19 protein-coding genes and 1 pseudogene are annotated in these 13,506 nt (G+C 45.2%); 6 read left to right on the top strand and 14 right to left on the bottom strand.

All coding sequences use genetic code 11. The features are described from left to right. Positions 1–73: 73 nt before the first annotated feature. The 3 genes from ACGCCZ_RS10875 to ACGCCZ_RS10865 form a co-directional block, all read right to left on the bottom strand. Positions 74–679 carry a GNAT family N-acetyltransferase gene (locus tag ACGCCZ_RS10875; RefSeq protein WP_411656027.1) on the bottom strand — a complete coding sequence of 202 codons (606 nt, stop codon included), beginning with the start codon at positions 677–679 and terminating at the stop codon, positions 74–76. Between the two features lie 55 nt (positions 680–734). Further along, entirely contained in the window at positions 735–1,136 is a 402-nt protein-coding gene (locus tag ACGCCZ_RS10870) for a MerR family transcriptional regulator (protein ID WP_054323334.1), read from the bottom strand. A gap of 214 nt (positions 1,137–1,350) precedes the next feature. Then, positions 1,351–2,169: a carboxymuconolactone decarboxylase family protein gene (locus ACGCCZ_RS10865; protein ID WP_054323336.1), complete on the bottom strand. Its 819-nt coding sequence runs from the start codon at positions 2,167–2,169 to the stop codon at positions 1,351–1,353. A gap of 361 nt (positions 2,170–2,530) precedes the next feature. Between ACGCCZ_RS10865 and ACGCCZ_RS10860 the strand changes: the two genes are divergently transcribed. Next, on the top strand, positions 2,531–2,761 hold the full coding sequence (locus ACGCCZ_RS10860) for a helix-turn-helix domain-containing protein (protein WP_054323337.1): 231 nt from the start codon (positions 2,531–2,533) through the stop codon (positions 2,759–2,761). A gap of 596 nt (positions 2,762–3,357) precedes the next feature. On the opposite strand, the gene ACGCCZ_RS10855 is transcribed toward ACGCCZ_RS10860, so the two are convergent. From ACGCCZ_RS10855 to ACGCCZ_RS10845, 3 genes are all read right to left on the bottom strand, one after another. Further along, positions 3,358–4,113 carry a class I SAM-dependent methyltransferase gene (locus ACGCCZ_RS10855; protein ID WP_411656026.1) on the bottom strand — a complete coding sequence of 252 codons (756 nt, stop codon included), beginning with the start codon at positions 4,111–4,113 and terminating at the stop codon, positions 3,358–3,360. 143 nt (positions 4,114–4,256) lie between these two features. Further along, positions 4,257–4,844 carry a GNAT family N-acetyltransferase gene (locus ACGCCZ_RS10850; protein WP_054323338.1) on the bottom strand — a complete coding sequence of 196 codons (588 nt, stop codon included), beginning with the start codon at positions 4,842–4,844 and terminating at the stop codon, positions 4,257–4,259. A gap of 81 nt (positions 4,845–4,925) precedes the next feature. Further along, positions 4,926–5,183 carry a phosphotransferase gene (locus tag ACGCCZ_RS10845; RefSeq protein ID WP_411656025.1) on the bottom strand — a complete coding sequence of 86 codons (258 nt, stop codon included), beginning with the start codon at positions 5,181–5,183 and terminating at the stop codon, positions 4,926–4,928. A 436-nt stretch (positions 5,184–5,619) separates the two neighbouring features. Between ACGCCZ_RS10845 and ACGCCZ_RS10840 the strand changes: the two genes are divergently transcribed. The 5 genes from ACGCCZ_RS10840 to ACGCCZ_RS10820 all read left to right on the top strand — a co-directional run bounded on the left by ACGCCZ_RS10840 (position 5,620) and on the right by ACGCCZ_RS10820 (position 9,449). Next, on the top strand, positions 5,620–6,174 hold the full coding sequence (locus tag ACGCCZ_RS10840) for an RNA polymerase sigma factor (protein ID WP_411656024.1): 555 nt from the start codon (positions 5,620–5,622) through the stop codon (positions 6,172–6,174). A gap of 17 nt (positions 6,175–6,191) precedes the next feature. Then, entirely contained in the window at positions 6,192–6,905 is a 714-nt protein-coding gene (locus ACGCCZ_RS10835; protein ID WP_411656023.1) for a DUF4367 domain-containing protein, read from the top strand. Positions 6,906–7,003: 98 nt separating this feature from the next. Continuing rightward, a complete protein-coding gene (locus tag ACGCCZ_RS10830; protein ID WP_411656022.1) occupies positions 7,004–7,234 on the top strand; it encodes a helix-turn-helix domain-containing protein in 231 nt (76 codons plus the stop codon). A gap of 137 nt (positions 7,235–7,371) precedes the next feature. Continuing rightward, positions 7,372–8,730, top strand: coding sequence for a DNA polymerase IV (gene dinB, locus ACGCCZ_RS10825; RefSeq protein WP_411656044.1), 1,359 nt, complete (start codon positions 7,372–7,374; stop codon positions 8,728–8,730). 152 nt (positions 8,731–8,882) lie between these two features. After that, complete coding sequence (locus tag ACGCCZ_RS10820) at positions 8,883–9,449, top strand: SOS response-associated peptidase (protein WP_411656021.1); 567 nt, start codon at positions 8,883–8,885, stop codon at positions 9,447–9,449. Positions 9,450–9,486: 37 nt separating this feature from the next. Here ACGCCZ_RS10820 and nrdD read toward each other — a convergent pair. The 8 genes and pseudogenes from nrdD to ACGCCZ_RS10780 all read right to left on the bottom strand — a co-directional run. Beyond that, positions 9,487–9,606, bottom strand: a pseudogene (gene nrdD, locus ACGCCZ_RS10815) (anaerobic ribonucleoside-triphosphate reductase); the annotation flags it as partial. A 281-nt stretch (positions 9,607–9,887) separates the two neighbouring features. After that, positions 9,888–10,874, bottom strand: a complete 987-nt coding sequence (locus ACGCCZ_RS10810; protein ID WP_411656020.1) for a BspA family leucine-rich repeat surface protein — start codon at positions 10,872–10,874, stop codon at positions 9,888–9,890. Beyond that, entirely contained in the window at positions 10,793–11,410 is a 618-nt protein-coding gene (locus ACGCCZ_RS10805; RefSeq protein WP_411656019.1) for a hypothetical protein, read from the bottom strand. Before ACGCCZ_RS10805 ends, ACGCCZ_RS10810 begins: the two co-directional genes overlap by 82 nt. Further along, complete coding sequence (locus ACGCCZ_RS10800; protein ID WP_411656018.1) at positions 11,400–11,633, bottom strand: hypothetical protein; 234 nt, start codon at positions 11,631–11,633, stop codon at positions 11,400–11,402. The genes ACGCCZ_RS10805 and ACGCCZ_RS10800 overlap by 11 nt, the downstream gene beginning before the upstream one ends. Before the next feature lie 31 nt (positions 11,634–11,664). After that, positions 11,665–11,991 (bottom strand): PF13754 domain-containing protein, encoded by a 327-nt coding sequence (locus ACGCCZ_RS10795; RefSeq protein WP_085532756.1) that lies wholly within the window; start codon positions 11,989–11,991, stop codon positions 11,665–11,667. Next, the gene (locus ACGCCZ_RS10790; protein WP_411656017.1) at positions 11,988–12,905 is read right to left on the bottom strand and encodes an Ig-like domain-containing protein; all 918 of its coding nucleotides are present in this window, start codon (positions 12,903–12,905) and stop codon (positions 11,988–11,990) included. The genes ACGCCZ_RS10795 and ACGCCZ_RS10790 overlap by 4 nt, the downstream gene beginning before the upstream one ends. A 3-nt stretch (positions 12,906–12,908) precedes the next feature. Continuing rightward, positions 12,909–13,196, bottom strand: a complete 288-nt coding sequence (locus ACGCCZ_RS10785) for a hypothetical protein (protein ID WP_085532758.1) — start codon at positions 13,194–13,196, stop codon at positions 12,909–12,911. A gap of 13 nt (positions 13,197–13,209) precedes the next feature. After that, positions 13,210–13,497 carry a hypothetical protein gene (locus ACGCCZ_RS10780; protein WP_085532760.1) on the bottom strand — a complete coding sequence of 96 codons (288 nt, stop codon included), beginning with the start codon at positions 13,495–13,497 and terminating at the stop codon, positions 13,210–13,212. Between the last annotated feature and the right edge of the window lie 9 nt (positions 13,498–13,506).

Genomic DNA, 13,506 nt, shown 5'->3' with positions numbered 1-13,506 from the left:
GAAATGGTCATTCATGCTATATCCAAAAACTGTCCCTAAAAAAGCTCCTGAACAAAAACATTGCTCTCACATTTCATGAAAAAGCGGTTTCATATACACCATAGAGAAAGACCCAAAAAGGCCGATCTTTCTTGTAAGGGTTCTCATGTGCTTGTTGTGCAAGACAACGCAAACCATGCGTATCATAAAACCGATAATTGCAGCCAGTATCCGTATAGAGAAAAAAAGAGCGACTGTTGAAATACGCCCGAGCACGTTCAAATAGAGCCGAACCAATTCCTCTTCCTTGCCATTTGGGCGCGACTGCAAACAGCGTAATCTCCCCGTCAAATGTATAGCCACTTTTCTCTAAAAGTGCTGTGCACAGGCCGTCGTACTCTTCCATCCGACGCCGCATGGAAAGGATCTCCATACCTTGTTGCTCTTCTTCCGAGGCCATATTCGGAAGCAAAAGGTATGGACTTGTTGTCTCTCTATATGCGAGAAATCCAGCTACTTCTCCATCCCATACGGCCACTTGCGCCCCTGTGGAATGGCCCAACGTCTTCCAAAGATATTCCCGAGACATGAACCGTCCCGCCTTCTTCCCACCACACAGAGCATCCATATTCCACACACGCTCGACGATCTGCGCCATTGTGTCCAGATCACTGTCCTGCATTGCACGAAACTGCAACATCGTATTCCTCCTGATGCGAATTCTTCCAGCCCTTACAGATAGCAGTTGAAAGTTGTTATCCCTTTTGTTTTTCCTCATGAATGCGCCGAAGCTGCTGCTCCTTGGTCATCAGCCCCTGCTCATAACGCTCAATTTTCATATTCAACCGATCTAAAGACCTCTGCATGTCTGCCATACGGACAAGCAATTGCTCCCTCTGTTCTATCAACAGCGCTTTGCGTGCATCAAGGGTATCGTCCCCTTGTTGGAACAAATCTACATATTCTATGAGTGCTTCAATCTGGACCCCGGCTGCACGCATACATTTCATGAGTTCAATCCAGCCACAGGATTCCTCGTCATAATCTCGGAGGCCCCCCTTTGTGCGGGGGACGGGCGGAATCAATCCAATCCGTTCATAATAGCGTAAGGTATCGGCAGATATATCGAACTTTTTGCTCACTTCCGCGATGGTCATAACCATTTCCTTTCCATCAAATCATTTCCAAGCAATCTGAATGTTCTCAGGTTTCGATGTGCAGCGGTTTTTGCCAAACCGGCAGGAGGCCTGTTCCATCAACAACCCAACACAGTCAACCTGAGACCATTCAAAGAAACATAACGACTCCACAGCGAGTTTTCCGTGGTTGTACACTTCTAAATTGAGTGTAGCCCACAGCCACTTTTCGTTTTCAAGTAGATTTTGAGAACGACTCCTCTGACGGCAAAGAGGCGTCTTTTTTAAAGTCCTTCTCCTCGACCTTATCCGCTGCCTCATAAATACACCGTATCGCGTTGAGGCTACGCGGATAACCAATATATGGTAAGCACTGGGAAACTACTTTGATTAAAAACCTCTTATCGTTTCCTATACGCAGATTGGCAACCGCATGGCTGACCAGTTGGGATTCACAGCCTCCCTGTGCAAGCAGGAAACAGAAGGTAATCATTTCACGTTGTTTATAATCCAATCCTTTACGGGTGTAGTAATCTCCAAAACAATTCTCCGCAAGCCAACGGTTGATATGACGGCTCTCCTCCGGACCACGATTTTGGAAACCACGCATATCCTCACCAAAAATATCTACCTGCGCTTGATTTCCCGCCTCCAAACGAGTTTGCCACGTGGTGGTGGACAAATTCTCTAGAGGAAGCGGCGTATCGTCAACAATTAAGCGTTCATTTACAACACATAAGAATGGATAAACACGGCCCATCCCAAGATACGCCACCGCCTGATAGACGATCTCCTTTATTTCCACCGGCGTGACACCAAACTTTCGTGCTACAGGCAGGTAATCGCGGAAGGCATCCAAGCTTTGACTCCCCAGCAACGTAGCCAAAATGGCCATAAGCCGGCTGTGGGCATCTAAATCGCTCTGATAAAGTACCTCATGAAAGGCAAAGTGGCAAAACCGTTCAAAGAATTCTGGGTCGGTTTTTTGTAAACTGGCAAACGGTTCAGCAAATATCCTCTCTTGATCCTGTTTCAAATCCACTGGATGTGCCATTGTGGGCATCTCCCTTCATTTGTCTATATCGGTCATAGAGAGCCTTTCCAACAGAAAACTCTCTTCCCTGCTAAAACTTTATCACTTGGAGTGCACTCCATGTCAAGATAAAATTTATATCCATTGGATCTGAAAAAACCTTGACCGAAAAGCCGCTCTTGAGCGGATTTTTGGAATCCCCGCAAGCCCCCTTCAATCGCTATTCAATGTTTAAACCAATGGCCCAAAGAATCCATCTATATGTACCATATATTGAGTATATCGTATTACAACATCCACTTATATACTATATAATAAATAAAGTATAATATAGATTCTATTTAGAAATTAAAATATTCTTCTTAAAAAAGGAGGAATATTTATGTCGTTTAGAACACACTTTGGGCATGACATCTATCACATTCGCATGGACAAGCTAAAATGGACACAACAACAGATTGCCGATGCTGTATTCATATCTCTCCGTGAATATCAGAAGATCGAAAAAGGAGAGATTTCACCTGGCTCTGAAATCTTTCTTCGTCTGGTCTTTTTCTTGAACGTAAATATCGAGAATTACCGGCAGGACCTATTCAATTGGTCTCCTCTGTAATAAATCCATAGAATGAGCCTCGCATCATACTCCCACACAGTTTCAGGGCTTAAAAACGCTCTTCATACCGTGCGCACGCGGAAATCCCCACAAAAGCGGCCTCCCGACCGTCAGAGACTCGCCAGAAAAAATTTCCCATCATCGGTGTACTTCTGGTCCTCAGCGGCAAGAAAACGGGAACCCAAGCACAATACTTTAGCCAATGATATCTTCTAACGTTTTTGAAAAAGACCCTCTTTTTACCATATGACTTTGTGAAACAAACTATCATATGGTTCGCTTTTTGCCCAGGCATTGTCCTAAAAATGCTGTTGTTGCTGGAAAAGTTGGACATTTGGGGTAGCGGAAAAACAGGACTGTGACTGTGTAACAAGGAGCAGCGGGCATCGAGTCGGTTGTATCAGCAAGCAGGATGGCTACGCGGATATCCGCCCCCATCCACTCACCCGTTGGCGGGAAAAGGATTCCGAAGTTTTGAATACATTCCTGAAAAACAACAGGGCATCGGGCAATCCTCCAGGCCGATTGATCCGGTATTTGTCGCATGCTGGCCATTGCGGTGGGGCCAACTTATCTATTCCCCATTTATAAGTTCGTTAGCTTACAGTACACTCAAATAAAAACATCTCGCATTCGTCGTTGATAGCTTGTTCTTTTTTGAAAGAGGAATATGTTCGAATAGCCGTAAACCCGATTTCAGTTAAAAGTTGTTCCATCTCTCCGAATTTGTAAAGATGTGTTTGAAAATCCATCAACTCGCTTTTTAATAATCTCGCGCCATCGTATAATTCATAAATACCCGGAGAAAATTGCGTCTGACTTGATTCATCATAATAATTTTTGCTTCTTAATGTCAAATCAAGCCCTTCTTTTGTTTTTACTGCAATAGAAAGCTTGTAGTCGCTATCATCAGGACATCTGTTGGCCACAGTATCAACTGCAAAAACCAATTTGCCTTTCTGGGCTAACATTCCTTTTAACTTCTTCAAAATTTTTTTGCACAAGTGAATATCCGTAAATAACGAAACTGAGCCAGACGATATAAAAATATAATCAAACGGCTCGTCGGGTGAATACTCTAAAATATCCGCCTGAACTACATTTGCATTAGGCGCTTTTTGCTTTAATTTGTCCAACATTTCACCGGACAAATCTACCCCGCTAATATCAAATCCCTGCTTCATAAATGGAACAAGAAAACGTCCGCTACCGCAAAGAGCCTCTAAAATCTTCTGCTCTTTTTTCGCATAGGAAACGTAAAAATCCAATTCCTCTTTTGGTGCTTGTCTATGTAAAATTTCGTACATTTCGGTACATAAGCTGCCATAATAATTTTGCTTTCGCTCTTTCATCGTACTACCTCGAATATGAAATATTAACGTCCTGAATGGACAGAGCTAGAAAACCTTAACTTGTGGGTCATTCATTCTAGCCATCGATGGGCTCGGCTAACCCTGCTGTTTAATGGACCATAAATGGACCATATAGGTTGATCTTATATATCCATTTCCACAAAATGTACAGCAGATGTGTCCCAATATTTTTTGTAAACCCGTTCTAGATTTCCATCAAGATTTAGCTGATACATTCTGAATGTGACTAGTAGATCCTTTGGTTGCCATTGTTCCTCATATGAATATTGATATTTCATTCCTACATTTCTCATCACGCCGCCACTCCGGGGGTTGTTTCTGTCATGGGTAGCTGTGATATAAGGAAGTCCGTCTTTTTGTACCCGCTCTATAACGGCTTTTCCGGCTTCTGTAACGATGCCTTGATGCCAAAATTCCTTCCGCAGTCCATAGCCGAAATCATGGTGTTCTTCCATATCCACTTTTATGTAACCAATCGGATCATTATCTGTTTTTAGACAGATCGCATACGCATATGCCTGTGGCTTGGCATATTTCACAGCATACTGTTCCTTAAAGAACGGATACGCTTCTTCAATGCTATTTAATGGAAACCAGGGCAAAAACCTATTCACTTCTTTATCGCTATAAATCTTAAACAGGGCTTCCATATCATTTTCTGTAAATTTTCTTAATATCAGCCGTTCCGTTTCGAGTGTAGGTGTATTCATATCCTTCCCTCCATAATTAACGCTTCTATCATATTCTTCAAATATGTATCGGGCGTTATCAGATGTTCTTTTATTTGTGTCCTAGTAAGTAATCAGGGTTTTCCATAACGCCCATCCCCTTGCCCGGTCAATTGTTTTTCTATCCAGCCTCTTTAAAAAATCATTACGACTGCTATGATCGAAAAAGATCCATGCCATCGCATAGTCACAGGCAGGATCGTCGATTCCCGTCATTCCAAAGTCAATGACGCCGCAAAGATGGCCGTCCTTTACCAGAAGGTTCCCCGGCGCAATATCTCCATGAAGCTCGGGTGGTATTTGTTTTCCTCCATATCTCACGTGAAGCTGCAATAGTCATTTAAGTCCTGTCCTTGTATAAGCGCTATCTCGCCTACATGAACCTCTATATTGCCGATCGCTTTTCAGAGTTCTCATACGCTATCCACCCGAAACGCGAGCGAAAGCAAAAGAAAAATCCGAACCTGAAACGCAATATATGTCCAGGTTCAGCCAGTGTGACTGTAACAAAATAGATATCCAGTAAAAAATCGATTATACCGAAAAAAGCCGTATTTTGATTTCTCAAAATACGGCTTTTAACTTGGCGGAGAAGGAGGGATTTGAACCCTCATACTAGCCGATAAAGACCGCATTTACGTTAGCTTATTTATTTTTGTGTTGCATTTCGTGTTGCATACTGTGTAATAATTGCCAATGACAAATTCCTACTATTATAGTATGCTTTTTGTATCATTTATAGTAAGGAGGAATCCGTGTGTGGATTTTACTCACCGGCCCCAGTGATGAGCAAAACCCATATGCAAACAAAGTCAGGGACGCTTATCATAAATATATGGGCCTCGCTACCCTGGCGGCAAACAGGATATTACATAATTTAGAGGATGCCAGGGATGCAGCAATGCAAGCATTTGTCCGTGTCTTAGAGCATCCCGAAAAAGTGTTTGATGGTCGATCTGACGAGTATATTAAAAATTACATAGTGATTATTGCACGTAATACCGCTCTTAATATGGCAAAGCATAACCATGTTATCCCTGTTGCGCCTCTAGGAGAGGATACTAAAGTTGATAGCTCATCACCCGACGCAAAACTTGAGGCTAAAGCATTAGCACGCAACATAATCGCAAGCCTCTCTGAGACAGAGAGACGAATATTATCCTTAGAGATTATTTACGGCGAATCAGTGCAGGAAATAGCTGATGACTTGCAAAAGACCCCTTGGGCAGTACGCAAACAAAGGAGTCGTGCAATTAAACGTATAAAAGACTACTGCTATCACCAAAATATAAATCCTCTTGAGTATATATAGATAAAGGAGGGTTTACATTGCAAAAAATATCTAATAGGAATATTATACGTTTTCTTAAAAAACATCAAGACATTATTATACAGGTCGAATTAGCCAATTTACCTAAAGAAGAGGATTTATCACGTATATACATTCCAGCCGACTTTGACCAGCGCATGGAAGAGCTTATTGTCAAATATACTCAACCGCAAAAGCTGTCTCATCACACAGGCCGCCGGATAGCTGTAGCGCTATTGGCTGCTCTTATCGCTGCTACGGTTACAGTTATGTCGGTAAGTGCGGCGCGTGAATGGTTCTTTAAGGTTATTTCGCAGATGTTCCCAACGCATACGGAACTCCAATATGGACCAACTGAAGAATCGCAAGAGGATGAACCTTTTGTAGCATATGCACCAAGCTATATACCGGAAGGCTATGAATTAAAAGACGGACCGCGTGTGAGGGAACAGGCGCGCTTAGTGCAAATTGGATACAAAGGCTCTGGCAGCAGAACGATCCGATACACGCAATCTTTTAACGGGGGATCGAGCATCGATACAGAGGGTTCTCATACAGAAACGGTCGAACTGAATGGCCGTGATGCTCTGTATATTCAGAAAGAAGATACAAAAATGCTATACGGACAAATTGACAACGCTATGTTTTGGTTATATGTCCGCGACCCCGACTTGGCAAAAGACGATGTACTGAAAATCGCAGATAGTATCGTTCCCCTGGAGGAACAAAATTAACTATCTTTTGACATTTTTAACATTTTTCACAATATGAACAATTTTCCGTAGAATGATCGTACATGTTCGAATATTCTTCTTTTAAAGGAGGAATATTTATGTCATTTAAAATGCACTTTGGACATGACATCTATCATCTTCGTACGGACAAGCTCAAACTAACACAACAACAGGTTGCAGATGCCACATTCATCTCTCTACGAGAATATCAAAAGATCGAGAAGGGAGAAATCGCACCCGGCTCTGAAATTTTTCTGCGTCTTGTCTTTTTCTTGAATGTAAATATTGAGAATTACCGACAGGACGTACTTAATCGTCCCCCTTTATAACAAAAGCCCGTAGAACCTCTGTAGTTAGGGGTCCTACGGGCTTTATTGGTTCCAACATTTACCGCTTGCATTTGACCGAACAGACATTCTATAATAAAAATACAAACAATCGTTCGGAGGCGGTTCATTTGGAGCGTGTGATCTTACATTGTGATATGAACAACTTCTATGCAAGCGTGGAATGCCTCTATAACCCTAAATTGCGTGGGAAACCGGTCGCGGTAGCTGGAGATGTTGAGCAGCGACATGGGATTGTACTCGCTAAAAATTACGAAGCTAAACGCTATGGCGTGTCCACGGGGCAACCGCTTTGGAAAGCAAAGCAGCTTTGTCCGGAGATTGTATTCGTCCCTCCCCACTTTGACCGCTATCTTCATTTTTCTGCGCTTGCCAGGGAAATCTATGAGGAATACACTTGCCAGGTGGAAAGCTTTGGTCTGGACGAATGTTGGCTTGATGTTACAGGCAGTCAAAAACTTTTTGGCTCCGGCCAAGCGATTGCGGACGAACTTCGGCGGCGTATCCAATATGAACTGGGAATTACGGCTTCCGTGGGGGTCTCATTTAACAAAGTTTTTGCAAAGCTCGGCAGCGATTTGAAAAAGCCCGATGCAACAACTGTCATTACACGGGAAAACTATCGCGATGTCGTTTGGCCGCTGCCCGTGTCCGACCTGCTATATGTAGGCCCCGCAACTACACAAAAATTACATCGCTATGCCATTCACACCATTGGTGATTTGGCAAATTCTCACACAGATTTTTTAAATGGATTATTGGGAAAAATCGGCCTCATGCTTTTGGGGTTTGCAAACAGTTGGGACCATTCTCCGGTCACTGACGCAGGGGTTTATCCAGCGGTTAAATCCATAGGAAATTGCACAACGGCGCCAAAAGATCTGGTCACGGAGGATGCTATAAAAATCACCCTGTTCCTCCTTTGTGAAAGTGTGGCAGAGCGACTTCGGGAACAAAATTTTCAATGTAATACCGTACAGATTTCCATTCGTTACGCAGACCTATGGTCTTGTGAACGTCAAAAAAAGTTGGATTTTCCCGTTTATAATTCAGAAAGTATCTATCAGGCAGCCTATACGCTTTATCAAAGGCATCACCTGCCGGATAAAGCCATACGTAGCCTGGGAGTGCGCGCCTGCAATCTTTCGTTGGCAGAGCACATCCAGATTTCTTTTTTGCCCGAAATAGCCCGTGCGCAGAAGCAGGAAAACCTGGAACATGCCATCGATGATATTCGGCGACGATTTGGACATTTTAGTATTCAAAGAGGCTTGGCTTTGACGGACCGGGAACTGTCTGCGCTCGAATCCAAAGGCGGAGCATATCATCCATCCGATTGGGTTCTTACACCGTGGATAGAGGGATATACGATGGAAACACGAAAGATATATGTGGAAGTGGATGCGCATTTTGATGTTAATGGAGCAGCTTTTCCCTACTGCAATCACATGGGAAGACGGAAGACAATTCGCAATTGACCGTGTTTTAGATGCGAGACGGGCTGCAAGCTTAAAAGCAGGCGGCATTGGCGTGCGGTATCGGGTGCGTATTCTCGGTAAGGAGCGATATTTGTGGTATGAGGGGCCCGGTTGGTTTGTAGAGGCTCCCGCCTCATGTTAGGAGGATTACTATGTGCGGACGATATACGTTGTTTACGGACGAGGAATACCAGGACATTCGGAAAATCATCGATGAAATAGAGCGCAAGCATGGAAGCGGCTGTGTCAAAGTAGGAGAAATCTTTCCCACCAATTCCGCTCCTATCCTGCTGGATACCGGCGCGGGCGTGACGCCCGATGTGGCCAAATGGGGGTTTCCCTCCTTCCGTGGCAAGGGCTCAACAATCATCAACGCGCGGTCGGAAACTGCCGCGGAAAAACGTTTCTTCCGCGAAAGCTTGATGATACGACGTTGTGTTGTACCAAGCACCGGTTTCTATGAGTGGGATTCACAAAAGCAAAAGCACCGATTCCAACTCCCCGGTTCCGGCTCTCTATACATGGCGGGACTTTATAACGACTATCAAGATGGCCGCCGTTACGTCATCATGACCACCGCAGCCAACAAATCCATTATTAACGTCCACGATCGGATGCCCGTAATTGTACCAAGCGATAAAATATACGACTGGATTACAAATACGGATGTGGCCTTCGGAATAATGAGAGGAGCCCAACCAATACTACAAATAATGTAAAAAGGTGCAGCTATCCGAATTGGATAGCTGCACCTTTTCATTTTCCGATTCCATGCTTCACCCGATCATGCTCTTCCGCGCGCTTTGCGTCGTTGAAACGGTCAGTTGTCCCCACCAAATAACCGGTGATCCGGCGGATACGTTCAAAGGGTACGCCCTGGCCTATAATTTTGGATTTATCTGCTTTTGGTGTCAGTATCTGTGCCTCCTGTCCGGTGACGATGTTGTAGGCAGCGCGGTACACGTCCAGTTGTTCTATGGCTTCTTCATAGGTGTCGGGGAGAGGTGATTCCGGCTCTACAGGGGTGTCTACTTCTTTCCAATTCATTTCATTGTCATTTAGAGACAACCAAATTTCTGTACCTACCGTTTCACCACTTTGGAGCACTTTCCCTTTATCTGCATATAGGACAGTAACCCCGTACCTGATTTCTTTTTTCATAGCGTAAGTGTCCATCCTTTCCTTGTAGCAATAGCCTTATCTTCATCTGTAAGGTCGGGTACGCCTGGGTTCCCGGTAAGGGTAAGTTTAGCTGTCACATTATTTACAATTGGGAGAGAGTCAAATAAATCCAAAATCGCATTGCGTGACAATACTAAGCTTCCAAGATTAATTGTGGTCGTTCTTGTTATAGAGCCTTCATTTGCAAACGTTAATTTTGACAGCGAGTCACAATTGCTGAATGGTGTAGAAATACTTTTCGCTGAACTAATATTCAGACGCAAAATTTGAGATACCGAATGGCAATAATAAAAAATTTTTCCCATAGTTATAACTTTGCTAGTATCCATATACGGGACATATTCTAATGATCGGCAATTAGAAAGCATATTGTCCATGCTAACTACCTTGCTTGTGTCCATTTCGGGAATTCTTTTGATCGAGTAACAGGCGCTAAACATACTAGCCATACTAGTTACTTGGCTGGTATTTAAACGTGGTATTGCTATTAGAGTATAACAACTGCTAAACATATTAGCCATACTAGTTACTTGGCTGGTATCCAACTTAGTGATCGCGATTAAATCATAGCACGAACTAAACATATTACTCATGTCTATTATAGAAGATTTAGAAAGAGAAAAATATTTCGTACGCTTATTTGCCATTTTAACGCTGGTCGCTTCCGGTAAATTTCCGGAAAAATCTAAGACTGGATATTCTTTGTATCTAGAGTTGGATTTCAGGCTGTGGGTTGCAAAAGATAAATTGGTTATATTGTTTCCCGAAATTTTTATCAACACTTGCTTAAATCCATCCTTAGTTAGATTTTCACACGCATTCCAGTCAAATTCAGTTTCAAACGCCACGTCAGAGACTAATGAAATTGGCTCTGTATCGCCTAGCTGAATCGTTGCGCTACCGCTAAATACCACTTGCACCGCAAAAAGCGCCTGATCCGTAGGAGGGACCAAATAAAGCATATAGGCTTCTCCGGCATCTGGCTCTGCGGCATTGGAAGCCAGTCGCCAGGCCGAGTGGCTTTATATACACTCATAGGATCAGTAAGATCACAGTTTCCGCCACTTTCTTCCATCGTTCCCGTCACAAGCCCGTCTTTGGTAATCGCCTTTTTCCCCTCCGCAATATCACTAGCGGTTGCATCCGCCTGTGCCTGCGCGGTTTGCCAACCCTCTATGGCAGCATCCACTTCTGCACCCGTGTGCGTCAGTAGATATGTCCCTGTGCTCTCTTGTCCGCCGGGACCAGCCGCCCGTGTTATATTGTTTTCCAAGATAATAAACCTCCTATCGCTCGATCGATCTCCCCGCCAGGTATCTGGGATTGTATAGTCTCGTTTGTCCGCTGTGTGGAGTTCTAAGCAGGCTTTATCACAAAGAGCCGCCCCGGAAGACTCTTGCAATACTCCGTATTCCTCTAGCCCGATTGCGATTAAATATCCCTGCCCGGTTGATACAGGATTTGGGGTGATCTGCGCAGACGTAATCTTAACGGACATCCAGTATCACCCTTACCTTCCGTGTCTCTGGCGGTATCTCATAGGTGATTTCTAAGGTATACATGCCGGTTTGCTGTGGCTCTACTAAAACGCTTATACGCCCTTTCTCTACCTCACAGGTCCCTTCCTGTTCAGGCTTTCCCTTCAAATTCTTTGTAAGCGTCCATTCTGCGTGCGGGATAACCACGGGTCCAGGCTGTCCGCTTCGGACTTCCAAGTCCACATACTTGTCCTCCCCCAATATCCAGTTGCGTTTATACACTGGTAGCACAACAACACCCCTTTTTGATCGTGACTAGATACCTTTCATCCATTAGTTCTGCCTGCACCCGTTCTGACAATAAAATTACCCTATAGGGGTCTTCTTCCAGACAGACGCACACTAAGCGGCTGTTCTGCATATACAGGACGCCGGACCAATAGGTTTGTTCCGCCGCGGCGTTTTCTGCCCAAAACTCACACGCGTATTGCCCGTCGGTCAGGTCGGCGGGAACCGACGCTTGCCAGTCCCCGCCCTCCACTTGCCTCAAGATCAGGTTGTATTGGTCGGCGTGTCCCCACACCTTTACTGCACTACTCATACAACCGTTACGCTGATTGTATACGTTGCACCTGCATCCACTGGATTCGGTGCAATTTCTACTTTGGTAATCTTCGGCGCGGTTGTGTTGAGTGTAACCGTCCGTGTAATCGCAGTTGTTTTTCCTGCACGATCGGTTGCCGTTACAACAATGGTATTCTCTCCCTCTTGTAGGGTAACTGCCTTGCTCCAAGCGCCGGAACTCTCAACCGTAACCGCTCCTTGGTCAACTTGATTGAGGTTAATCGTAATGGTTACCGGCCCGCTGGTTACGTCGCTGGTCGTACCGGATACGGTAAGGTCCGTCTTGTTGGTAACGAAATTATCCTGCGGGCTGGTTACATCCAAAGTTGGCGGCGTGGTGTCAACCGTGATACTGCGAGTAACCGTATCCGCTGCATTGCCGTCGTTATCCGACACATTGACTGTGATGGTATGCGCGCCATCTCCCAGGGCTTTCTGTGGCGTGTATGTTATATCGTAGCCGTTTTCCGCCTCTTGTACAGACATCCCCGGCGAAGTGTTCCCCACGGTTGCCCCACTGTCGATTTTTAGCGACAACGATGTAATGTCGATTCCGCTGTCATCGTCGCGGATCTGCGCTTTGATTACCGGTGTATTATTGGTGATTAACGCATCTGCCCCCGGGGCAGTAATTGTAATTGTGGGCTTGTTATGTTCCTTTACAACCAGCCGCAATGCTTCGCCAATTTCCCCTTCGGTCGATGCACTTGCCTCCCCGATATTTCCTGCGTCGTCCGTCGCTTTCACCGTCACATCGTAATAGTGGCCGTCCTCATTATATGACGATTTATCTGGTGCAACCAGCGAAGCGGTCCATTTCCTGGAATCCCCATCATATGTAAGGCTATGCTCCTGCCCGCCGATCATTACTTTTACTGTTTGGACAGCCATGCTTTAGCCACCTTTCTTTGTCCGTACGATCGCCTGATACGCGCCGTTGCTTGCCAGGCTGACCAAGGCCGCATTCAGCGGCACCAGCGCCCAGACCGTCCAGGGCTGTATCCAGCCGCCCGTGGCTGCCGTTGTGATTACCAGCAGCACCACAGCGATGATGTAAGACAGCCACTGCGTCGGTAGCTTAGCCGTCACACTCTTCAGCATTTGGGTAAGCAGGCCCGTACAGGCTGCTACACCCGCGAAGGTCGCCAGAATTTCCCAACTCAGAAAGCTATTGAAATCCATATGTAATCCTCCTTTAAAGTATCTGGGCCAAAATTGCCGTTACGATTCCTGTTGCTGCCGCGCCGATCGCCGCCGCAGCCAGCTTGTCCCACCAGGTTCCGGGGCGAGCGGTCAATTTTGATACGCTTTGCTTGATCTCCCGGATGTCCGCCTGTACGCCGGTGATTTCCTGCCTGGTTGCAGCCATCGCCGCGGCGAGGTCGTGGATGTCCTTGACTTCATCTTCTAGGCGGTCCAAGCGGTGATGCGCCGATTTTGCACTGTCCAATGCCTGGACTGCGATGGTGTTGTCTTGATCCATTGTGGTATC

The organism is Anaeromassilibacillus sp. SJQ-1, from assembly GCF_046693725.1.
Classification (GTDB): Bacteria; Bacillota; Clostridia; order Oscillospirales; family Acutalibacteraceae; genus Anaeromassilibacillus.
The sequence above is the reverse complement of the archived record's forward strand: the minus strand, read 5'-3'. Positions and strand labels throughout refer to the sequence as shown.

What these genes read in the sequence shown, in the direction of transcription:
- ACGCCZ_RS10790 (WP_411656017.1), bottom strand. Translation starts at nt 12,905, where the DNA reads ATGGCTGTCCAAACAGTAAAAGTAATGATCGGCGGGCAGGAGCATAGC.
- ACGCCZ_RS10805 (WP_411656019.1), bottom strand. Translation starts at nt 11,410, where the DNA reads ATGTCCGTTAAGATTACGTCTGCGCAGATCACCCCAAATCCTGTATCA.
- ACGCCZ_RS10795 (WP_085532756.1), bottom strand. Translation starts at nt 11,991, where the DNA reads ATGAGTAGTGCAGTAAAGGTGTGGGGACACGCCGACCAATACAACCTG.
- ACGCCZ_RS10875 (WP_411656027.1), bottom strand. Translation starts at nt 679, where the DNA reads ATGTTGCAGTTTCGTGCAATGCAGGACAGTGATCTGGACACAATGGCG.
- ACGCCZ_RS10860 (WP_054323337.1), top strand. Translation starts at nt 2,531, where the DNA reads ATGTCGTTTAGAACACACTTTGGGCATGACATCTATCACATTCGCATG.
- ACGCCZ_RS10850 (WP_054323338.1), bottom strand. Translation starts at nt 4,844, where the DNA reads ATGAATACACCTACACTCGAAACGGAACGGCTGATATTAAGAAAATTT.
- ACGCCZ_RS10855 (WP_411656026.1), bottom strand. Translation starts at nt 4,113, where the DNA reads ATGAAAGAGCGAAAGCAAAATTATTATGGCAGCTTATGTACCGAAATG.
- ACGCCZ_RS10865 (WP_054323336.1), bottom strand. Translation starts at nt 2,169, where the DNA reads ATGGCACATCCAGTGGATTTGAAACAGGATCAAGAGAGGATATTTGCT.
- ACGCCZ_RS10830 (WP_411656022.1), top strand. Translation starts at nt 7,004, where the DNA reads ATGTCATTTAAAATGCACTTTGGACATGACATCTATCATCTTCGTACG.
- ACGCCZ_RS10780 (WP_085532760.1), bottom strand. Translation starts at nt 13,497, where the DNA reads ATGGATCAAGACAACACCATCGCAGTCCAGGCATTGGACAGTGCAAAA.
- ACGCCZ_RS10810 (WP_411656020.1), bottom strand. Translation starts at nt 10,874, where the DNA reads ATGCTTTATTTGGTCCCTCCTACGGATCAGGCGCTTTTTGCGGTGCAA.
- ACGCCZ_RS10870 (WP_054323334.1), bottom strand. Translation starts at nt 1,136, where the DNA reads ATGACCATCGCGGAAGTGAGCAAAAAGTTCGATATATCTGCCGATACC.
- ACGCCZ_RS10820 (WP_411656021.1), top strand. Translation starts at nt 8,883, where the DNA reads ATGTGCGGACGATATACGTTGTTTACGGACGAGGAATACCAGGACATT.
- ACGCCZ_RS10785 (WP_085532758.1), bottom strand. Translation starts at nt 13,196, where the DNA reads ATGGATTTCAATAGCTTTCTGAGTTGGGAAATTCTGGCGACCTTCGCG.